This is a genomic window from Streptomyces sp. ISL-12, from assembly GCF_018614415.1.
Lineage (GTDB): Bacteria > Actinomycetota > Actinomycetes > Streptomycetales > Streptomycetaceae > Streptomyces.
Genome location: NZ_JAGGOO010000065.1, coordinates 24,700 through 46,033, shown reverse-complemented (window position 1 = coordinate 46,033; position 21,334 = coordinate 24,700). Strand labels below are relative to the sequence as shown.

General features: G+C 70.1%; 18 protein-coding genes and 1 riboswitch. Of the genes, 9 read left to right on the top strand and 9 right to left on the bottom strand.

Annotated features, from left to right (window positions below):
• Together J7I94_RS18510 and J7I94_RS18505 are read left to right on the top strand one after the other, a co-directional pair.
• Window positions 1–627, top strand: a 627-nt coding sequence (locus tag J7I94_RS18510; protein ID WP_374198401.1) for a diacylglycerol kinase family protein, incomplete at its 5' end; no start/stop codon positions are given.
• 318 nt (window positions 628–945) lie between these two features.
• The gene (locus J7I94_RS18505) at window positions 946–1,203 is read left to right on the top strand and encodes a WhiB family transcriptional regulator (RefSeq protein ID WP_003973730.1); all 258 of its coding nucleotides are present in this window, start codon (window positions 946–948) and stop codon (window positions 1,201–1,203) included.
• Between the two features lie 151 nt (window positions 1,204–1,354).
• Here the strand turns inward: J7I94_RS18505 and J7I94_RS18500 are convergent, their stop codons facing one another.
• Window positions 1,355–2,821: a sensor histidine kinase gene (locus J7I94_RS18500; RefSeq protein ID WP_215168236.1), complete on the bottom strand. Its 1,467-nt coding sequence runs from the start codon at window positions 2,819–2,821 to the stop codon at window positions 1,355–1,357.
• Window positions 2,822–3,351: 530 nt separating this feature from the next.
• Here J7I94_RS18500 and nagB point away from each other — a divergent pair.
• Window positions 3,352–4,137, top strand: coding sequence for a glucosamine-6-phosphate deaminase (gene nagB / locus J7I94_RS18495; protein WP_215168232.1), 786 nt, complete (start codon window positions 3,352–3,354; stop codon window positions 4,135–4,137).
• 52 nt (window positions 4,138–4,189) lie between these two features.
• Here the strand turns inward: nagB and J7I94_RS18490 are convergent, their stop codons facing one another.
• From J7I94_RS18490 to J7I94_RS18475, 4 genes are all read right to left on the bottom strand, one after another.
• Window positions 4,190–5,683: a glycoside hydrolase family 3 protein gene (locus J7I94_RS18490; protein WP_215168231.1), complete on the bottom strand. Its 1,494-nt coding sequence runs from the start codon at window positions 5,681–5,683 to the stop codon at window positions 4,190–4,192.
• An 8-nt stretch (window positions 5,684–5,691) separates the two neighbouring features.
• Complete coding sequence (locus tag J7I94_RS18485) at window positions 5,692–6,522, bottom strand: carbohydrate ABC transporter permease (RefSeq protein ID WP_215168230.1); 831 nt, start codon at window positions 6,520–6,522, stop codon at window positions 5,692–5,694.
• On the bottom strand, window positions 6,519–7,505 hold the full coding sequence (locus tag J7I94_RS18480) for a carbohydrate ABC transporter permease (RefSeq protein ID WP_215168229.1): 987 nt from the start codon (window positions 7,503–7,505) through the stop codon (window positions 6,519–6,521). Before J7I94_RS18480 ends, J7I94_RS18485 begins: the two co-directional genes overlap by 4 nt.
• A gap of 104 nt (window positions 7,506–7,609) precedes the next feature.
• Window positions 7,610–8,875 (bottom strand): extracellular solute-binding protein, encoded by a 1,266-nt coding sequence (locus tag J7I94_RS18475; RefSeq protein ID WP_215168228.1) that lies wholly within the window; start codon window positions 8,873–8,875, stop codon window positions 7,610–7,612.
• Between the two features lie 450 nt (window positions 8,876–9,325).
• Between J7I94_RS18475 and J7I94_RS18470 the strand changes: the two genes are divergently transcribed.
• From J7I94_RS18470 to J7I94_RS18445, 6 genes are all read left to right on the top strand, one after another.
• On the top strand, window positions 9,326–10,090 hold the full coding sequence (locus J7I94_RS18470; protein WP_215168227.1) for a GntR family transcriptional regulator: 765 nt from the start codon (window positions 9,326–9,328) through the stop codon (window positions 10,088–10,090).
• A gap of 209 nt (window positions 10,091–10,299) precedes the next feature.
• Window positions 10,300–10,566, top strand: coding sequence for a DUF3311 domain-containing protein (locus J7I94_RS18465; RefSeq protein ID WP_215168226.1), 267 nt, complete (start codon window positions 10,300–10,302; stop codon window positions 10,564–10,566).
• Window positions 10,563–12,173, top strand: coding sequence for a monocarboxylate uptake permease MctP (gene mctP, locus J7I94_RS18460; protein ID WP_215168225.1), 1,611 nt, complete (start codon window positions 10,563–10,565; stop codon window positions 12,171–12,173). The genes J7I94_RS18465 and mctP overlap by 4 nt, the downstream gene beginning before the upstream one ends.
• A 132-nt stretch (window positions 12,174–12,305) precedes the next feature.
• The gene (locus tag J7I94_RS18455) at window positions 12,306–12,812 is read left to right on the top strand and encodes a GNAT family N-acetyltransferase (protein WP_215168224.1); all 507 of its coding nucleotides are present in this window, start codon (window positions 12,306–12,308) and stop codon (window positions 12,810–12,812) included.
• Window positions 12,813–12,887: 75 nt separating this feature from the next.
• A riboswitch (cobalamin riboswitch) is annotated at window positions 12,888–12,963 on the top strand.
• 143 nt (window positions 12,964–13,106) lie between these two features.
• Window positions 13,107–15,464 carry a ribonucleoside-diphosphate reductase subunit alpha gene (locus tag J7I94_RS18450; RefSeq protein WP_215168223.1) on the top strand — a complete coding sequence of 786 codons (2,358 nt, stop codon included), beginning with the start codon at window positions 13,107–13,109 and terminating at the stop codon, window positions 15,462–15,464.
• A gap of 65 nt (window positions 15,465–15,529) precedes the next feature.
• On the top strand, window positions 15,530–16,486 hold the full coding sequence (locus J7I94_RS18445) for a ribonucleotide-diphosphate reductase subunit beta (protein ID WP_251075353.1): 957 nt from the start codon (window positions 15,530–15,532) through the stop codon (window positions 16,484–16,486).
• A gap of 110 nt (window positions 16,487–16,596) precedes the next feature.
• Here the strand turns inward: J7I94_RS18445 and J7I94_RS18440 are convergent, their stop codons facing one another.
• The 4 genes from J7I94_RS18440 to J7I94_RS18425 form a co-directional block, all read right to left on the bottom strand.
• A complete protein-coding gene (locus J7I94_RS18440; protein ID WP_215168222.1) occupies window positions 16,597–17,961 on the bottom strand; it encodes a cytochrome P450 in 1,365 nt (454 codons plus the stop codon).
• Window positions 17,958–19,088 (bottom strand): epi-isozizaene synthase, encoded by a 1,131-nt coding sequence (gene cyc1, locus J7I94_RS18435; RefSeq protein ID WP_215168221.1) that lies wholly within the window; start codon window positions 19,086–19,088, stop codon window positions 17,958–17,960. The genes J7I94_RS18440 and cyc1 overlap by 4 nt, the downstream gene beginning before the upstream one ends.
• A gap of 311 nt (window positions 19,089–19,399) precedes the next feature.
• A complete protein-coding gene (gene def, locus J7I94_RS18430; protein ID WP_215168220.1) occupies window positions 19,400–20,050 on the bottom strand; it encodes a peptide deformylase in 651 nt (216 codons plus the stop codon).
• 141 nt (window positions 20,051–20,191) lie between these two features.
• A complete protein-coding gene (locus J7I94_RS18425; RefSeq protein WP_215168219.1) occupies window positions 20,192–21,172 on the bottom strand; it encodes a hypothetical protein in 981 nt (326 codons plus the stop codon).
• Window positions 21,173–21,334 lie beyond the last annotated feature (162 nt).

Below are 21,334 nucleotides of genomic sequence, written 5' to 3'. Positions count from 1 at the left end.
GCCCTGCTGGACGCCCTGCGCGAGGGCGGCGAGCGGACCGTCGGGCTCGGCATGGCCTCCGGCACCCCGGGGACGGAGGACGAGGCGGTACCGGCCCGCTGGTTCACCTTCAACGCCGGCCTCGGCTTCGACGCCGGCGTGGTCGGCCGGGTCGAGCAGCACCGCGAGCGCGGCAAGAAGTCCACCCACGCGCTCTACGTCCGTCAGGTGCTGCGTCAGTTCTTCGGCGAGGCGCACCGCCGCCAGGGCACGATCACGCTGACCCGGCCGGACGCGGAACCGGTGACCGGTCTGGTGCTGTCCATAGTCTCGAACACCTCGCCGTGGACGTTCCTGGGCAATCACCCGATGTACGCGTCGCCTAAAGCTTCGTTCGACAAGGGCCTCGACGTGCTCGGCCTCAGCCGGATGACGACGACCGCGGTTGCCCGGTATGGCACCCAGTTGCTCACTTCGTCCCCCGAGCGCGGACCCCACGGCAGACACGCGGTCTCGCTGCACGACATGTCCGAGTTCACCTTGCATTCGAAGGTGCCGCTGCCCCTCCAGATGGACGGTGACCACCTGGGGCTGCGGACGAGCGTGACGTTCACAGGCGTACGCCGTGCACTGCGTGTGATTGTGTGAGCAGAAGCAGCGAAAGTCCTTTCACTCGAACGTTTAGACCAGGGTCCACCCCCTGGAAGTACGGCTGTGACCTAGTCGACACCGAAGAATCAAAAAAAACTTTCCGGAAGGGGTTGTATCCGCCGCTGAGGTTTGCGAGTCTCTACGTGGCGATCGGGACGGCCCGCAACATCGGCCTCCACAGATCACCGGAACCCCTCTTCAATCCAAGGACCCCGCCAGGGAACCTGACGGTCGGCCCTTCCCTTGTTGAGGGATTCGTGAAAGCGTTCACATTCACAAGCAATCTGCATGTAATACCAAGGAGAGGTAGCAGCCATGGACTGGCGTCACCGCGCCGTTTGCCGCGAGGAAGACCCCGAGCTCTTCTTCCCCATCGGCAACACCGGTCCTGCGCTGCTGCAGATCGAGGAAGCCAAGGCCGTCTGCCGCCGCTGCCCCGTCATGGAGCAGTGCCTGCAGTGGGCGCTCGAGTCCGGTCAGGACTCCGGCGTCTGGGGTGGTCTCAGCGAGGACGAGCGCCGTGCCATGAAGCGCCGCGCCGCCCGCAACCGGGCCCGTCAGGCCTCCGCCTGACACACCCGCCCCGCGACAGCCTGAGCTTGGCGGCGCGTGCAGCGAGTACGCATCCCCCGCCCCCGAGCCGCAGCGCGCAGTACCCCGCAGCGAGCACTGGCCCCGGATCACCGTCGATCCGGGGCTTTTTGCTGTGCCCGCCTCCGTCGCGCTACTTCTGCGAGCGCACCGGGATGTCGAAGATCACCCGGGTGCCGCCCTCCGGGGCCGGGACCATGTCGAAGGAGCCGCTCAACTCGCCCTCCACCAGCGTGCGGACGATCTGGAGGCCCAGGTTCCCGGAGCGGTGCGGGTCGAAGTCCGCGGGCAGACCGACGCCGTCGTCCTGGACGGTGACCAGCAGCCGTGACTCCTTCGAGGTGCCGCCGCGGACCGCGGAGACCTCCACCGTGCCGGTGTCGCCCTCGCGGAAGCCGTGCTCCAGGGCGTTCTGCAGCACCTCGGTCAGCACCATGGACAGCGGGGTCGCCACCTCCGCGTCCAGGATGCCGAAGTGACCGGTGCGCCGGCCGGCGACCTTGCCCGGCGAGATCTCGGCGACCATCGCGAGCACCCGGTCGGCGATCTCGTCGAACTCCACCCGCTCGTCCAGGTTCTGGGACAGCGTCTCATGCACGATGGCGATCGAGCCGACCCGGCGCACGGCCTCCTCCAGGGCCTCGCGCCCGCGCTCGGACTCGATGCGGCGGGCCTGGAGGCGGAGCAGGGCGGCCACCGTCTGGAGGTTGTTCTTCACCCGGTGGTGGATCTCCCGGATGGTGGCGTCCTTGGTGATCAACTCGCGCTCGCGGCGGCGCAGTTCCGTGACGTCCCGCAGCAGCACCAGCGAACCGATGCGAGTGCCCTTGGGCTTGAGCGGGATGGCGCGGAACTGGATCACGCCGTCGGCGGCCTCGATCTCGAACTCGCGCGGCGCCCAGCCGCTGGCCACCTTGGCGAGCGCCTCGTCCACCGGCCCGTGGGTCGGGGCGAGTTCGGCGGTGGTACGGCCCAGGTGGTGGCCGACCAGGTCGGCGGCGAGCCCCATGCGATGGTAGGCCGACAGGGCGTTCGGGGAGGCGTACTGCACGATCCCGTCCCCGTCGACCCGGATCAGGCCGTCGCCGACGCGCGGGGAGGCGTCCATGTCGACCTGCTGGTTCTCGAACGGGAAGGCGCCGGCCGCGATCATCTGGGCGAGGTCGGAGGCGCTCTGGAGGTAGGTCAGCTCCAGGCGGCTCGGGGTGCGCACGGTGAGCAGGTTGGTGTTGCGGGCGATCACGCCGAGGACGCGGCCCTGGCGCCGTACCGGGATCGACTCGATGCGGACCGGGACCTCCTCGCGCCACTCCGGGTCGCCCTCGCGCACGATCCGGCCCTCGTCCAGCGCGATGTCCAGCATGGGGCGCCGGCCGCGCGGGACCAGGTGGCCGACCATGTCGTCCTGGTAGGAGGTGGGGCCGGTGTTCGGCCGCATCTGGGCGACGGAGACGTACCGGGTGCCGTCGCGGGTGGGGACCCACAGGACCAGGTCGGCGAAGGAGAGGTCGGAGAGGAGCTGCCACTCCGAGACCAGCAGGTGCAGCCATTCCAGGTCGGACCTGTCGAGGGCGGTGTGCTGGCGTACGAGTTCGTTCATGGAGGGCACGTGGTCGAGCGTACCTGGCGGCCCCGACAGCGCCCGGAACGAGCCGTTCCACGGCCGCGGACCCCCGAGGGCCCGCAGGCCCCCCGGAAACACCCGCGGGCCGCGGCGCCTGGGAGGGACCCTCAACCCTCCCGGCACCGCAGCCCGGAGCAACAACGGCCGTGGGGTGTGCGGTCCCGGTCGGCCGATGGCCGAGGAGCCGGGGCAGTCAGGGCAGAGAGCTCCGGTTCCTCGGTCCGCCCTCCTGTGCGGGGAGAGCGGAAGTATGACGCCCATTGTGGACTAGACCACTATCGGTGTCCATGCACAGGAACGGGTTCGCGTTGTCGCTTCCCCACGACTGCTCGGACGTCCGAGCAGTCGGCAGCAGCCTAGCCCGGACGGGTCATGTGTGGGGCCGGTAAGGAGGCGCTCTGTTAAATTGTTCTGAGGATTGGTCTAAACCACAGGGCACCACACCGGACCACCACACAGCCCTTCCCGGGCGTTCTCGAGTCCCCTCTTCGAAACGGCAGGCCAGCGTGGAAGTTGTCATCGTTCCGGACGCCAGGGCGGGCGGCGAGCTGATCGCCGGGGCCATGGCACAGCTGCTCAAGCGCAAGCCCGACGCCCTGCTCGGGGTGGCCACCGGCTCGACGCCGCTGCCGGTGTACGAGGCGCTGGCGGCGAAGGTGCGCGCGGGTTCCGTGGACACCTCGCGGGCGCGGATAGCCCAGCTCGACGAGTACGTGGGGCTGCCGGCGGAGCACCCGGAGTCGTACCGGTCGGTGCTGCGGCGTGAGGTGCTCCAGCCGCTGGGCATCGGCATGGACGCGTTCCTGGGGCCCGACGGCACGGCGGCGGACGTGCAGGCGGCCTGTGAAGCGTACGACCGGGCGCTGGCCGGGGCCGGCGGGGTCGACCTGCAACTGCTGGGGATCGGGACCGACGGGCACATCGGGTTCAACGAGCCGTGCTCCTCGCTGGCCTCCCGGACCCGGATCAAGACGCTGACCGAGCAGACCCGGGTGGACAACGCGCGCTTCTTCGACGGTGACATCGCCCAGGTGCCGCACCACGTGATCACGCAGGGCATCGGCACCATCCTGGAGGCCCGGCACCTGGTGCTGCTGGCCACCGGCGAGGGCAAGGCGGACGCGGTCGCCGCGACGGTCGAGGGACCGGTCGCGGCGGTGTGCCCGGCCTCGGCGCTCCAGCTCCACCCGCACGCCACGGTCGTCGTCGACGAGGCCGCCGCGTCGAAGCTGAAGCTGGCCGGCTACTTCCGGCACACGTACGCCAACAAGCCGGAGTGGCAGGGCATCTGAGACACGTACGGGAAAGGCGCCGGTCCCCCACGAGAGGGGACCGGCGCCTTTCTCATGTCCGCACGCCCGCGATGGCCTCCGCCGCCGCCCGGCCGCAGACCCGGGCCGCGCCGTGAGTGGCCAGGTGGAGGGCGCCGCGGGGCGGGGCCTGGGGGACGCCCATCTCGACCACGACGGTGTCGGGGCGGGCGGCCAGCAGGGTGTCCAGGGCCGCCGCCATCCAGGGGTGGCGGTGCTCGTCGCGGACCACGGCCACCACCCGGCGCTCCCCGGCCGCCCGCAGCACCTCGGCGCCGGCGTCCGGGCCGGTGAAGCCGCCCGTCTCCGTGCCGGGCAGCAGCCGGCACAGCTCGGCGGCGACGCCCCACGGGGTCTCGTCGCCGACCGCGATGTTCGGGGCGGGGGTGAGCTGCGCGACGTAGGGCGGTGCGGTGAGGGGGGCGAAGGAGGCGGCGCCGGTGACGCGCAGGGCGCGGCGGGCGGCGCGCAGGCCGACCTCCTCGTCGGGCGCGGTCGACGGCCCGGCGGCTCGGGCGGCCGTCGTCCAGCGGGCCAGGGCGCGGACCCGCTCGGCCGCGTCGGCGAGGCGTTCCTCGGGCAGTTCACCGGCGCGCACGGCGGCGACCAGGGCGTCCCGCAGCCGCCGTACGGTGTCCTCGTCGGAGAGGCCGCCGCCCACGCAGATCGCGTCGGCGCCGGCCGCGATGGCGAGGGCGGTGCCGCGTTCGATGCCGTAGGTGCCGGCGATGGCCCGCATCTCGATGCCGTCGGTGACGATCAGGCCGTCGTAGCCCAGTTCCTCGCGCAGGAGTCCGGTCAGGACGCGGCGGGAGAGGGTGCCGGGGAGGTCCGGGTCCAGGGCCGGGGCGAGGATGTGGGCGCTCATGACCGCGCGGGTGCCGGCGGCGATGGCGGCGCGGAACGGGACCAGGTCGCGTTCGGCCAGCACCGTGGCGTCCGCGTCGATGCGGGGCACCGCGTGGTGGGAGTCGACGGCGGTGTCGCCGTGCCCGGGGAAGTGCTTCGTGCACGCTGCCACACCGGCCGACTGGAGGCCGGTGACGTAGGCGGCGGTGTGCCGGGCGACCAGGGCGGGGTCGGCGCCGAAGGAGCGTACGCCGATCACCGGGTTGTCGGGGTTGGCGTTGACGTCGGCCGAGGGGGCCCAGTCGAAGTCGACGCCGCAGGCCGCGAGGCGGCGGCCCAGTTCGGCGGCGACCGCCCGGGTCAGGTCGGGGTCGTCGACCGCGCCGAGGGCGTTGTTGCCCGGGAAGGAGGAGCCGGTGCGCACCTCCAGGCGCGTGACGTCGCCGCCCTCCTCGTCGATGGCGATCAGTACGTCGTCCCGCTCGGCGCGCACCTGGGCGGTGAGCGCGGCGACCTGCTCGGCGGTGGCGATGTTGCGGCCGAACAGGGCGACGGAGGCCAGCCCCTCGCCGAGGCGGCGCAGCAGCCAGTCGGGGGCGGTGGTGCCGGTGAAGCCGGGCTGGAGGACGGCGAGGGCGTCGCGGGTGAGGGTGTCGGTACCGCTGGTGAGTGTCGTCATCGGTGGCCTCAGCCCTTCACGGCACCGGCGGTCAGGCCGCTGACGGCCCTGCGCTGGAGGAAGACGAACAGGATCAGGATCGGGACGGCGAAGAGGGAGGAGGCGGCCATGGTCGCGCCCCAGTCGTTGCCGAAGACGGTCTGGAAGCTGGACAGCCACAGCGGCAGGGTCTGCGCCTCGGCCTCCTTGTTGACCACCAGGACCAGCGGGAACTCGTTCCAGGCCGTGATGAAGCCGAACATCGAGGTGGACATCAGACCCGGCGCGAGCAGCGGCAGGATGACCCGGCGGAACGCCTGGACGCGGGTGCAGCCGTCGACCATCGCGGACTCCTCCAGTTCCTTGGGCACGGCGGCGACGAAGCCGCGCAGCGTCAGGATGGTGAAGGGGAGGATCATCATCGTGTAGAAGAGCGTCAGCGGGACCAGGCTGTTCAGCATCGAGGCGTCCCGGACGATCATGTAGATCGCGATGATTATGACTTCCCAGGGCGCCATCTGGGCGCACATGAAGGCGATGATGAAACCGCGCCGTCCCTTGAACCGCATCCGCGCCAGGGCGAAGGAGCCGAGCAGCGCGACGACCAGCGAGAAGACGACCGCGAGGACGGTGACGATCAGCGAGTTGGCGACCATCGTCCAGAAGTTGTCGGCGTCGACCGCCGTCTTGAAGTGCTCGAAGGTGACGTCGGTCGGGAACCAGACCGGGTTCTCCGAGATGATGTCGCCGGTCGGCTTGAACGCCGTGGCGAACATCCAGTACACGGGGAAGACGAAGCCGATGAACAACACGACGGCCGTGACGTTGGGCCACAGCCGGCCGAAGAGCGAGCGCTTCACGCCTCGTCCTCCTCTTGCTTGAGCACGATCCTGAGGTAGTACGCGGTCAGGCCGAGCATGATCAGGATGGTCAGGACGGCGATCGCCGCGCCCATGCCGTAGTGCTGGTTGCCGACGCCCTCGACGTAGGCGTAGACCGGCAGGATCTCGGTGAGCCGGTCCGGGCCGCCGCCGTTGAAGCTGAAGACCTGGACGAACGCCTTGAAGACCCAGATGATCTCCAGGAACGTCGTCGCGTAGAGGAACGGCCGCAGGAACGGCATGGTCACGGTGGTGAAACTCCGCCAGGCGCCGGCGCCGTCGAGGGCCGCGGCCTCGTACAGCTCGCCGGGGATGGTGGTGGTCGCCGCGTAGAGGTTGATCGCGACGAACGGGATGGACATCCAGACGATCAGCAGGGTGACGACGAAGAACGTCGACATCTGGCTGCTGGTCCAGCTGTAGTCGGCCATCGAGTGCCAGCCGAGCTTGTCGAGGACCCAGTTGACGACGCCGAAGCGCTGGGCGAACAGCCACTGGTAGACGGTGGTCGCGGCGACCACCGGCATGGCCCAGGCCAGCACCAGGCCGATCAGCAGGGTGACCCGCATCCGCTTGCCGAGGCGGGCGAGGAGGAGGCCGACCAGGGTGCCCAGGACCATGATCAGGGCGACGTTGACCGCCGTGAACAGGATCGAGCGCAGGGTGACCCGCCAGAAGTCCTCGCCGGTGAGGACCTGTTTGTAGTTCTCGATGCCGTTCCACTCGGTGACGTGCTGGATCAGCTGCGCCATGTTGAGGTTCTGGAACGACAGCAGCAGGTCCTTCACCAGCGGCCAGCCGAGCAGCAGCACGGTGGCCGCGACGGCGGGCAGCAGCAACAGGTACGGGACGAGCGCGCCGGTGCGCGACGCGGCTCTCGGTTGCGGCCCGCCGGACGCCCCGCCGGCCGTCTTGCTGACGTCCGCCGGGCCGGAGGGCGGCCGTTCGGTCTGCACGGTCATGCTCGCGATCTCTCTCCTCGGCCTGAACGACTGTCGGCCTGAACGGCGCCGGGCACGGGGCCGGTACGCCGACCGGTCCCCGTGTCCGCTGAAGCCGGCGGCTCCTACTGCTGCTGCGCCAGGCGCTTGTTGAACTCGCCCTCGACCTGCTTGGCCGCCTCCGCGGGCGACTTACCGTTCAGTACGGCGGTCATGTACGTCTTGATCGGGTTGGGGGCGTTCTCCACCGCGGCCCACTCCGGGATCAGCGGCGTGGTGCCGCCGACGGCGGCGGCCGGGGCGGCGGCCTCGGCCGGGGCGTTGCCCTTCAGGTTGGTCTGGAGGGACTCCTTGTTCGGGATGACGCCGTTCTCCTTGGCGAGCTGCCCCTCGAACTTGTCGGACAGGGCGAGCTTCAGGAACTCCTTGGCCAGGTCCTGCTTGGTGGAGCCGGCGGCGACGGCGAGGTTGGAGCCGCCGAGGAAGACGCCCTCGGGCTTGTCGGCCGTGGCGCCGGGGATGGTGAAGTAGCCGATGTCCTGCTCGATCTTCGGGTTGGCCTCGATGGCGGTGGCGGCCTCCCAGCCCATGCCGATGAAGGCGCCGACGTCGCCCTTGGCGAACACCTCGGCCTGCTGGGGGGTGGCCTCGTCCTTGTCCTTGGGCGCCTCGGAGAGGTCCTGGAACTTCTTGTAGGTCTCCATCGCCGCGGTGACCTTGGGGTCGGCCAGGTTGGAGACGTACGTGTCGCCGTCCTTCTTGACCAGTTCGGCACCCTCGCCGATCACCAGGCCGACGAAGTGGTACCAGTTCTGACCGGGCAGGTAGATCGGCTCGGCGTCGGTCTTCTCGCCGATCGTCTTCAGGGCGTCGTAGAACTCCTCCCGGGTCTTGGGGGTGTCCTTGATGCCCGCGTCCGCCCAGACCTTCTTGTTGTAGACGACGACGCGGTTGGCGAAGTACCAGGGCGTCGCGTACTGCTTGCCCTCGTAGACGGAGGAGGCGTTGAGGGACTCGGTCCACTCGCCGCCGATCTCCTTCTTGAGGTCGCCGAGGTCGGCGAGGCCGCCGGTCTTGGCGTAGGCGGGGGTCTGGGTGTTGCCGATCTCGAAGACGTCCGGCGGGTTCTCCTCGGAGAGGGCGGTGGTGAGCTTCTGCTGGATGCCGTTCCACTGCTGGATCTCGAACTTGACCTTCGAACCGGTCTGCTTCTCGAAGGCGGCGCCCAGGTCCTTCTGCCACTGGTCGGGGGACGATCCGTCCATCACCCACACGGTGAGGGTCTGGCCCTTCGTCCCGGCCTCACTGTCGCCGCCGTCGTCGCCCCCGCACGCCGCGATGGAGACCATCATGCCCGCGACACCGATCGCGGATATCAGCTTGCGCTTCACGCCACCCTCCTCAGGGATGCCACAACCCCCCTGCCTCCCCGCGGTAACTCGCCGACGCGTGACCGCCCTTGGGGCCGGGACTGGACCAATGGTGTAGACCAGTACGGGGAGACTGGCCCAGACCAATAAGACTGTCAAGGGTGTGCAACCGGCCGCCCGGCCTCCGTGATGCGACCGAGATATGCAGGGACCTTTCATTCCGGGAGGGGTGGATCGGACCCCCGTCCGGTGCCTGTACCAGACACCCGCCGGCACCGGCGGGAGGGGACTCGGCCGGTGCGTACCACGCGGGCTTGACGGCGCGGTGGACTAGACCAACGGTGGCCCCAGAGGTATACAGAGGGGGTCACGGAGCGTGCGGGACCACCCCGCGGTGAGCCGTGCCACGATGTGAGCCGCGGCCGGCCGGGGACGTCGGCCGCTTCGGCATCCGGAGCCGGGAAGGCAGCGATGAGCACCGACGTCAGCAGTGCGGAGAACGAGGGTGGGGCGACCGTCCGTACCGCGCGTGTGCCCAAGTACTACCGCCTGAAGAAGCATCTGCTCGACATGACGCGGACCCAGGCGCCCGGCACACCGGTCCCGCCGGAGCGCACGCTGGCCGCCGAGTTCGACACCTCCCGCACCACCGTCCGCCAGGCCCTCCAGGAACTCGTCGTCGAGGGCCGCCTGGAGCGCATCCAGGGCAAGGGCACCTTCGTCGCCAAGCCCAAGGTCTCGCAGGCGCTCCAACTCACCTCGTACACCGAGGACATGCGTGCCCAGGGGCTGGAACCCACGTCCCAGTTGCTGGACGTCGGCTACATCACCGCCGACGACCGGATCGCCGCGCTCCTGGACATCGCCGCCGGCGGCCGGGTGCTGCGCATCGAGCGGCTGCGCATGGCCAACGGGGAGCCGATGGCCATCGAGACCACCCACCTGAGCGCCAAGCGCTTCCCGGCCCTGCGCCGCTCCCTGGTCAAGTACACGTCCCTCTACACCGCCCTCGCCGAGGTCTACGACGTCCATCTCGCCGAGGCGGAGGAGACCATCGAGACCTCGCTGGCCACCCCGCGCGAGGCCGGTCTGCTCGGCACCGACGTGGGCCTGCCGATGCTGATGCTCTCCCGGCACTCTCGGGACCGGGACGGACAGCCGGTGGAGTGGGTGCGGTCGGTGTACCGGGGGGACCGGTACAAGTTCGTGGCGCGGCTGAAGCGGCCGCGGGACTGACGTTCCCTCCCGCGCGGCGCGCGGCGCGACCCGGACGGACCGGCGGGAGCCGGACCCGCGTACGGGTCTTCGCCGCCGCTGAGCGGCTTTCGCGGGGACATGCCGGTCTTCGGGACCGATATACGGACGGGGTCTTCCGCTGTCGTGTAACCGTCACCTAGATTGCCTCCGCATTACAGGGCTGACCACCTAGGGGACGGAGCCGCCGCATGTCGCAAGCCTCAGGAACGAGCTCGGGGCCGGTGGTGACGCCGGTGCGCGTGATCATCGGCCTCTGCCTCGTCGCACCGTTCGTGGCCATGCTCTGGGTCGGGTCGTACGCGAAGACCGACCCGGCGTTCATCGGCATCCCGTTCTTCTACTGGTACCAGATGGCCTGGGTGCTGATCTCGACGGCGCTGACGATGATCGCGTACAAGCTGTGGCAGCGTGACCAGCGGGCCCGGCGCGCTCCTGAGGGGGGTGCGGGCAAGTGAACGACGGCGTCAACGGCGTGGCACTCGCCGTCTTCATCTTCTTCTTCGTCCTGGTCACCGCGATGGGCTTCCTGGCCGCGCGCTGGCGCCGGGCCGAGAACGAGGCCAGCCTCGACGAATGGGGCCTGGGCGGACGCTCGTTCGGCACCTGGATCACCTGGTTCCTGCTGGGCGGCGACCTCTACACGGCGTACACCTTCGTCGCCGTCCCCGCGGCGATCTACGCGGCGGGCGCCTCCGGCTTCTTCGCGGTGCCGTACACGATCCTGGTCTACCCGCTGATCTTCACGTTCCTGCCGCGCCTGTGGTCGGTCTCGCACAAGCACGGGTACGTGACGACCTCGGACTTCGTGCGCGGCCGGTTCGGCTCGAAGGGACTGTCGCTGGCGGTCGCCGTCACCGGCATCCTCGCCACGATGCCGTACATCGCGCTCCAGCTGGTCGGCATCCAGGCCGTGCTGGACGTGATGGGCGTCGGCGGCGGCGAGGACACCAACTGGTTCATCAAGGACCTGCCCCTGCTGATCGCCTTCGGCGTGCTCGCGGCGTACACGTACTCGTCCGGGCTGCGGGCGCCCGCGCTGATCGCGTTCGTGAAGGACACGCTGATCTACATCGTGATCGCGGTCGCCATCATCTACATCCCGATCAAGCTGGGCGGCTTCGACGACATCTTCGCCGCGGCCGGTGACAAGTTCGAGGCGGCGGGAGCGGGCGGCGTGACCCCACCCGACACCGGCCAGTGGACGTACGCCACCCTGGCCCTCGGCTCGGCGCTGGCGCTGTTCATGTACCCGCACTCGATCACCGCCACGCTGTCCTCGCGCAGCCGTGAGGTGATCCGCCGCAACACCACGATCCTGCCGCTGTACTCCCTGATGCTGGGGCTGCTGGCCCTGCTGGGCTTCATGGCGATCGCGGCCGGCATCAAGGTGAGCAACGGCCAGCTCGCCATCCCGCAGCTCTTCGAGGACATGTTCCCGGACTGGTTCGCGGGCGTGGCCTTCGCGGCGATCGGCATCGGCGCGCTGGTCCCGGCGGCCATCATGTCGATCGCGGCGGCCAACCTCTTCACCCGCAACATCTACAAGGACTTCATCAAGCCCGACGCCACGCCGGAACAGGAGACCAAGGTCTCCAAGCTGGTGTCGCTGCTGGTGAAGGTGGGCGCGCTGGTCTTCGTGCTCGGCATGGACAAGACGGTCGCGATCAACTTCCAGCTCCTTGGCGGCATCTGGATCCTGCAGACCTTCCCGGCGCTGGTCGGCGGCCTGTTCACCCGCTGGTTCCACCGCTGGGCGCTGCTGGCCGGCTGGGCGGTCGGCATGGTCTACGGCACGCTCGCGGCGTACGGCGTCTCCTCGCCGACGCAGGCGCACTTCGGCGGCTCGTCGAAGGAGATCCCGGGCATCGGGGAGATCGGGTACATCGGTCTGACGGCGTTCGTGCTCAACGTGCTGGTGACGGTGGTCCTGACCTTCGTCCTCCGCGCGGCCAAGGCCCCCGACGGCATCGACCAGACCAGCCCGGAGGACTACACGGCGGACGCGGGCGACCCGGGCGTGGAGGTGGAGCTGCCGCCGGCGACTGCGGGTTCCGCCCACTGAAGCGCCCCGTGCGGGGCGTGGGGCTGTATCGGTGCGCGGCTCCGCCGCGTGGGCGCGAGCGACCGGACACGCCCCGCGGCGGGCCGCCGAAAAGACGCACAACGGCGGCCCGCAACCGTACACACTCCCCGCATGGACTTTCAGATCCGCCCGGCCCTCCCCACCGAATACACCGCCCTCGGGGAGATCACCGCCACCGCCTACCTCCACGACGGCCTCCTCGACTTCGGTGCGTCCGACGCCTACCTCGAAGAACTCCGCGACGTGGCGAAACGCGCCGCCGCCGCGGAGGTACTGGTGGCCCTGAGGGACGACACCGTCCTCGGCGGAGTCACCTTCGTCCCGTCCGGCGGCCCCATGGCCGACCTCGCCCGCGAGGGAGAGGCCGAGATCCGCATGCTCGCGGTGGCCCACGCGGCCCGCGGCCGCGGCGTCGGCGAGGCCCTCGTCCGCGCCTGCGTCGACCGCGCCCGCGGCGTCGACGGCTGCGAACGCCTGATCCTGTCCACGCAGAGGACCATGCGCGCGGCCCACCGCGTCTACGAACGCCTCGGCTTCGTCCGCACCCCGGACCGCGACTGGAACCCGCTCCCGGAGCCGGACGACATCACGCTCCTCACGTACGAGCTGTCCCTCTGACCCGACAGACACAACATCTGGGGTCACTTTCCTCACGCGGCACAACATGTATGCTCATGCTCGCTGTCGCCGCAGGGGAATCCGGTGCGAATCCGGAACTGTCCCGCAACGGTGTACTCGCGTGTCCGCACGCCAGTCCAGTCCGAGTACCTGCCGACAGTGCGCCCGGCCGTCCGGTCCGGGCGCCTGACGTCCGGGCCTCGTGGAATGGGCCGGTGGACGCGACGCCGCGCGCGCTCGTGAGCTGCCTCCTGCCCTCCGCAAGGCCCCGTGCCGAGCGAGGGAGTGCCCCACATGACCATCGCGCCAGCCGACCCGGTATCACCGGTCGGCCCCGCTCCAGCAACGCCCCCGGTGCCCGAGGACAGGCCCGGCGCCGCACTGCTGCGGACCCTGACCGAACTGACCGCCGACCTCCCCGACGCCGACCCCGGCCGGGTCGCCGCCGCCGCGCTGCGCGGCCGGTCCGCGCATGCCGACGAGCCGGAGCTGCGGGAACTGGCCACGGAGGCCGCGGCCAGCCTGATCTCCGAGGACCCGGCGTACTCGCGGCTGGCCGCCCGGCTGCTGACGCTCACCCTGCGCGCCGAGGCCGCCTCCCAGGGCGTGACCACCTTCACCGAGTCCGTCGCCACCGGCCACCGTGAGGGCCTGATCGCCGACCGTACGGCAGGGTTCGTACGCCGGCACGCGGACCGCCTGGACGCGCTGCTCGACCCCGCCGCCGACGACCGCTTCGGCTACTTCGGACTGCGCACCCTGCACAGCCGCCATCTGCTCCGGCACCCGCACACCCGCAAGGTGATCGAGACGCCGCAGCACTTCCTGCTCCGCGTCGCCGCCGGCCTCGCCGAGGACGACACCCCCGGGTCCGTCGACGAGGTGGCCGCGCTCTACGGCCTGATGAGCCGCCTCGACTACCTCCCCTCCTCCCCCACCCTCTTCAACTCCGGCACCCGGCACCCCCAGATGTCGTCCTGCTACCTCCTGGACTCCCCCAGGGACGAGCTGGACTCGGTCTACGAGCGCTACCTCCAGGTCGCCCGCCTCTCCAAGCACGCCGGCGGCATCGGCATCGCCTACTCCCGCGTCCGCGCCCGGGGTTCACTGATCCGCGGCACCAACGGGCACTCCAACGGCATCGTCCCGTTCCTCAAGACGCTCGACGCCTCGGTCGCCGCCGTCAACCAGGGCGGCCGGCGCAAGGGAGCGGCGGCGGTCTACCTGGAGACCTGGCACGCGGACATCGAGGAGTTCCTCGAACTGCGGGACAACACCGGCGAGGACGCCCGCCGCACCCACAACCTGAACCTGGCGCACTGGATCCCCGACGAGTTCATGCGCCGTGTCGAGGCGGACGCGGGCTGGTCCCTCTTCTCCCCCGCCGACGTCCCCGGACTGACCGACCTCCACGGCGAGGAGTTCGACGCGGCCTACCGGGCGGCCGAGGCGAACGGCCTGGCCCGCAGGACGCTCCCCGCGCGCGAGCTGTACGGCCGTATGATGCGCACCCTCGCGCAGACCGGCAACGGCTGGATGACCTTCAAGGACACCGCCAACCGCACCGCCAACCAAACCGCCGAGCCGGGCCACGTCATCCACTCGTCCAACCTCTGCACGGAGATCCTGGAGGTCACGGACGACGGGGAGACGGCGGTGTGCAACCTGGGCTCCGTCAACCTGGCCGCCTTCGTGACCGGCGAGGCGATGGACTGGGACCGCCTGGACGCGGCCGTCCGCACCGCCGTCACCTTCCTCGACCGGGTCGTCGACATCAACTACTACCCGACCGGACAGGCGGCCCGCTCCAACACCCGCTGGCGCCCCGTCGGCCTCGGCGTGATGGGCCTCCAGGACGTCTTCTTCAAGCTCCGCCTGCCCTTCGACTCCCCCGAGGCCAGGGCCCTGTCCACCCGTATCGCCGAACGGATCATGCTGGCCGCGTACGAGACCTCCGCGGACCTCGCCGAGCGCGGCGGCCCGCTGCCCGCCTGGGAGAAGACCCGTACCGCACGCGGGGTCCTGCACCCCGACCACTACGACGTGGAGCCGGCCTGGCCCGACCGCTGGACCGCCCTGCGCGAGCGCGTCGCCCGCACCGGCCTGCGCAACGCCCTGCTCCTCGCCATCGCCCCGACCGCCACCATCGCCTCCATCGCGGGCGTCTACGAGTGCGTCGAGCCGCAGGTGTCCAACCTGTTCAAGCGCGAGACGCTGTCCGGCGAGTTCCTCCAGGTCAACCCCTACCTGGTGGCCGACCTCAAGCGGCTCGGCGTCTGGGACGCCCGCACCCGCGAGGCCCTGCGCGAGGCGAACGGCTCGGTCCAGGACCTCGACCGGCTCCCCGAGGACGTCCGCCGCCTCTACCGCACCGCCTGGGAACTCCCGCAGCGCGCCCTGATCGACCTGGCCGCCGCCCGCACCCCGTACCTCGACCAGGGCCAGTCCCTGAACCTGTTCCTCCAGACGCCGACCATCGGCAAGCTCTCCTCGATGTACGCGTACGCCTGGAAGCGGGGCCTGAAGACCACGTACTACCTGCGCTCCCGCCCGGCGACCCGCATCGCCCGCGCCGCACAAGCACAAGCACCAGCACAGGCGGCCGTCGCCTGCTCCCTGGAGAACCCCGAGTCCTGCGAGGCCTGCCAGTGAAGACCCGGACGAAGAACCAGACCAAGAACCTGCTCGACCCCGGCTTCGAGCTGACCCTGCGCCCCATGCGCTACCCCGACTTCTACGAGCGCTACCGGGACGCCATCAAGAACACCTGGACCGTGGAGGAGGTCGACCTCCACTCGGACGTCACCGACCTCGCCAAGCTCACCCCCGCCGAGCAGCACCTGATCGGCCGCCTGGTCGCCTTCTTCGCCACCGGCGACTCGATCGTGGCGAACAACCTCGTCCTGACCCTCTACAAGCACATCAACTCCCCCGAGGCCCGGCTCTACCTCTCCCGCCAGCTCTTCGAGGAGGCCGTCCACGTCCAGTTCTACCTGACCCTGCTGGACACCTACCTCCCCGACCCGGACGACCGCGCCGCCGCCTTCGCGGCCGTCGAGAACATCCCCTCGATCCGCGAGAAGGCCGAGTTCTGCTTCAAGTGGATCGACTCGGTGGAGTCGATCGACCGCTTGGAGACCAAGTCCGACCGACGCCGTTTCCTCCTCAACCTCATCTGCTTCGCCGCCTGCATCGAGGGCCTGTTCTTCTACGGGGCCTTCGCCTACGTCTACTGGTTCCGCGGCCGGGGCCTGCTGCACGGCCTGGCCACCGGCACCAACTGGGTCTTCCGCGACGAGACCATGCACATGTCCTTCGCCTTCGACGTGGTCGACACCGTCCGCCAGGAGGAACCCGACCTCTTCGACGACGACCTCCGCCACCAGGTCACCGACATGCTGCGGGAGGCCGTCGAGGCCGAGCTGCAGTTCGCGCGCGACCTGTGCGGTGACGGCCTCCCGGGGATGAACACCGACTCCATGCGGCAGTACCTGGAGTGCGTCGCCGACCAGCGGCTCACCCGCCTCGGCTTCGCCCCGGTGTACGGCTCCGAGAACCCCTTCTCCTTCATGGAGCTGCAGGGGGTCCAGGAGCTGACCAACTTCTTCGAGCGGCGCCCGTCGGCGTACCAGGTGGCGGTGGAGGGTTCCGTCGACCTGGACGAGGACTTCTGAGTCCGCTGCGTCACCGTCGCCGGTTCACCCGGGTACGAGGCACCGCCCCGCACACCCGCCGGCGCACGTTCAGGGGCCCTCGGGCCGCCTGAACGTGCGCGCCGCGTCCGTCAGCGGGGCAGCGCCCGCAGCCGCAGCCGGCGTGGCCGGAGCGTGATGCCGATCCGGGGCCGGGTGTCCGACCCCGGCGCGTGCTCGAACCGGAAGGCGGCGGCGATCACGGCGGTGACCAGCGTCAGCTCGGCCATGGAGAAGTGGTCGCTGGGGCACTTGCGGTTGCCCACGCTGAACGGGGCCATCGCGTACTTGGGCACCTCCCCGCCCCGCCCGTCGAGCCACCGGTCGGGGTCGAACTCCGCGTGCCGCTCGAAGGAGCGCCGGTCGCGCTGGACCGCGTAGGGGCTGTAGATGACGTCCGCCCCGGCCGGGATGCGGTAACCGCCCAGCTCGGTCTCGGCCACCGTCCGGCGGGTCAGGATCCACACGGCGGGATACAGCCGCATGGTTTCGAGAACCATGTTGGCGGTGTGCGTCAGCTGCCGGACGTCCTCGAACGCGACCGGCCGGTCACCGACGACGTCCTTCACCTCGTCGCGGATCCTGTCGCCCAGTTCCGGGTGCTCGGTGAGCACCAGGAGCAACGACATCAGCACGGAGCCGACGGTTTCGCTGCCGGGGGTGAGGATCGCGATGACCTGGTCGTGGATCTCCTGTTCCCCGATGGGCTCGCCATTCTCATCCGTCGCGTCCAGCAAAGCCGTCAGCAAATCGTCCGGTTTCTGACCACTGGCCCGGCGGTCGGCGACGATCTCGTCCACCAGGAGATGCAGATCGGCCAACGCCCGGTTGAATTCGCGGTTGCTCGGCACGGGTATCCGGTAAAGCGGCCCGAGGGGGACGACCATACGCTGGTACATGCCGCTGAACAGGGTCGCGAGGTCGGTGCATATCCGTTCGGCACGGTCATCCATGTAAGTGCCGCGCATCAGGCAGCGGGCGGAAATCCGGACGGCCACCCGGAAGGACTCCGAGGTGATGTCGAGGACCTGGCCGGAACTCCAGCGCCGCACCAGCGCGTACGCCTCCTCGGCCATGACCGGCCCGTAGGCGGGGATCGCGTCGAGCCGGAACGCGGGCTGGATGGTGCGCCGCTGACGCCGGTGCGTCGGACCGTTGGCGGTGGCCACCCCCTTCTTGCCGAGCAGGCTCTCCAGAGATTCCCAGAGCGGGCCGGCGATGACGTAGTCGGGGCTGAGCGCCAGGGCCCCGGTGAGGTGCGGGGCGGTGACGGCGTACACCGTCTTGGGGCCGAGGCGGATGCGGACCACGTCGCCGTGGTCGCGGAGCTGGTCCATGAAGGCCAGCGGGTCCCGGACGAGCTTGAGGCCGTGGCCGAGCAGCGGCAGGCCGCCGCCGGCCAGGGGCGGTTCGGTCGCCGCCGTGGTGGTGCGGGGGTTCACTGACTCGACGGTCATTTCTCACCTGCCGCTGTGTTGAGGACGTCTTCGCTGTGCACGTCTGCGCTGTGCACGTCTCCATTGGTGACGTACGGGGGTGTGGACCGGTCGTCCCAGTTGTCGACGGCGTACCGGCCGGACTCGTGGTGGAACCAGTAGACGGAACTGAACCAGTTCCGCATATTGCCCACACAGGCGTGCACGGCATTACTGAGTTCTTTTCCGCGTACGGTCCCGTCGGCGAGTCCGTCGGCGAACCGCAGCGCGTCCCGCTCGGCCGCGATGAATTCCACGACGCATTCCCGCACGCGCCGCCTCAGCTCCTCCATCGCCTCTTCGAGAGTCAGCCCCTCATGGATGATGAGACTGATTCCGAGATTGTGCACCTCGGCTCCGGCCAATTCCTTCGGCAATGAGCAAAGGTCGTTGTACCAGGCGGCGAATTCCTGGCTCAGCAGCGCCGCCCGCCGGTATGCCGGGTGTTTCCGCACGGCGTCCGGGAGTTCGAGGCCCGCGCTCGGCTCCAGCAGATCCGTCCAGATCCAGTGCGCGAAGGTGAGCCGGCGCAGCTCCAGGTACGCGTCGACGCGCGGCACCACGCCGTGCGTCCGGTTGTGGAACTCGCGGTCGTAGGCGTCGATCACCGCGTGGAAGTGCCGGGCGAACCGGGCGTTCCACGTCCCCGGCAGGAACGAGTACAGCCGCTCCACGCTGTCCGCGAACCCGGCCACCAGAGCGTCCTCGTGGTGCAGGTGGTCCCGGGGGGAGTCGAGTGCCGTGTGCAGCCGGTCGCGCAGCCGCCGCCAGGCGGGCGCGCGCCCGTGGACGATGTCGCGGTCGTGCCGGTCGTCCCAGACGAAGAACCAGGCGCTGTAGTCCGCTATCGCCTGGAGCACCTCGTCGGGCGCGCCCAGGTAGTACCCGGCCATGAGGTCGGTGTAGCACAGGCCATCGGCATATTCCGCGACCTTGTCCGCGGGCATCAGCCGCTTTTCCAGGAGCCACCCACGGGTGTTCTCCTGAAGCTTTGGCCAATACTCGTGGAGGCGCCGGGGAAATGCCGCTTCGACCAGGGGAAGGGAGAGTGAGGGTGGGACCGCCACCTCGGTCGGTGTCGATGTGGTGCCGGTTGGGAAAGCAAGCACGAACTAGCCCCTCTCAGCCGCCGGAGACGCGCGCCTCCGCATGCCGAGCGCGCGCCCTTGCGTATCACCGCACTACCATTCAGCCCTAGAACTGACCGGGTTGGGAACGGATTTGCCTCATTCGCCACCCGCGGCGCCGGAATTCTCCTGGTGTGTGGCGGCTTCAGGGAACACGCGCGCGAACGGCGCCTGTTCCGGGGGATGTTCCCGAACAGACGCCGTTCGAAAGGTCCGGCAGGTCCGAAAGGTTCGCAAGAACCGGAGGGATCAGAAGGCTCGGATGGGCGGACCGGGACGGATGGTGGTCCGTTTCAGTCGTTCGCGACCACGGGGTAGCGCGGCTCGTTCTCGGCCATCTGCCGCAGCGCGTCCTTGCGCTCCCGCTTGGACAGCCGGTCGATGTACAGGTACCCGTACAGGTGGTCGGTCTCGTGCTGCAAACACCGTGCGAAGTAGCCGGTGCCGCGCACCTTGACCGGGTTGCCCTTCTCGTCCTGCCCGGTCACCTCGGCGTAGTCGGGGCGGGCCAGCGGCGCGTACGCGGTCGGCACCGACAGGCAGCCCTCGTTGCTGTCGTCCAGGCGGCGCCGCTCGGCGGGCAGCTCGACCAGCTCGGGGTTGCAGACGACGCCGACGTGCCGGACGCCCTCGTCGTCGGGGCAGTCGTAGACGAAGACCTTGAGGTCGACACCGATCTGGTTGGCGGCGAGGCCGACGCCCTCGGCGGTGCGCTGGCTGGCGAACATGTCCGCGACCAGCTGCTGGAACTCCTCGCCGAAGTCGGTGACGTCCCGGCACTCCTTGTGCAGCACCGGGTTACCGACCACCGTGATCGGCCGCGAGGTCCCGCGCTCCCGCCAGGCGGCCTCACGCTCCTCGCAGTCCTCCGTGTCGACGACGTACCCCTCGTCATCCACGGGAAGCACGCCCACGTGCTGCTGATCGGTGTCCTGCTGCGCCATGACGGACGTACGCCTTCCTCAGTGAAACCCGGGTTCGATGCTCGATACAGGGTAAAGGGCAGCGCGCCCCGACAGGGGCGCGGGACTGTGTCCGTATGCGGCTCCGCCGCGCGGGCGCGACAAGCCACGACGCACCCGCGGCTAACAGACTTCCTCGAGATCCCGCCAGTCCCGAGAATCCGGACTGTCGGCAACCCACCCGTCCAACAACCCCCGCACCAAAGAAGCCGGCGCCGCCACCCCGCACTCCCGCTCGGGAACCCACAGCTGCCCGTCCGTCCGGTGCCCGAGCGGCCCCGGATGCCCCGGCTCGCTGTGGTCGTGCGGGTCGAGGTGCTCCCCGTCGCCCTCGTCGGACGGCATCCGGGACTCCGAGCACATCCGGCACAGCAGCCGCACCGACGACGACCAGTCCTCGGCCGCGAAGCCCGCGTCGGCGGCGAGCTGCTCCAGCGCGTCCCGGTCGGCCTCGGTGGCCGCCTCCAGGAGCACCACCCAGGTCGGCACGGGCGACGGCGCCCACAGCTCGATCTCGTCGAAGACCGGGTAGGCGTGCCCGGCGGCGGTGGTCCGCTCGCCGTGCGGGACTCCGTCGTGCAGCACGACCTCGCCCCAGCGCCGCCCGGACGACGGCAGCGGGATCGACAGCACCTCGATGCGGGCGGGATCCAGCCGCCGGCCCCACACCACCTCGGCCTCGCCCTCGGGAGAGAGCCGTACGGCGGCGCTGCCCAGCTCCATGCCGAGCGGTTCACCGGCGTCGGTCGCGTCGCCGGGGAGCCGCAGTCCGTACGCCTGCCAGGCCCGGCGGGCCAGCGGCCAGTCCTGCAGGGCGGTCGCGGCGATGCCGACGTTCCACCAGTCGGGAGCCCCGGCGTCCCGGTCCAGGAGGGCGACGGCCCTGAGGCCGGCCGTCCGGGCCTGCTCCCAGTCGTGCCGGAACTTGTGCAGCAGGGCGAGGTTGAACCACGACTCCGACAGCCACGGCTCCAGGTCGGCGGCCCGCGTCAGCAGCGCCCCCGCGTCCTCGTACCTGCCGTCACCGATCAGGGTGAACGCGCGGTCGGTGGCCTGCCGCCAGGAGGCGGAGGGCCGGTGCCGTCCCTTGCCGAAGATCCTCACGATTCCCGCCTGCCAGTTCCGTTCTGTGGGCTGGCTGTGCCTTTTCCGCCCCCCGGACACCCTCTCCTGCGCATCAAACCACGTACGGCTGGAGAGGCGCTCATTACCCATGGGTTACCCAGCCGCGCGGGAGGTAAGACCGCGGCGGGACACGGCGAGCGA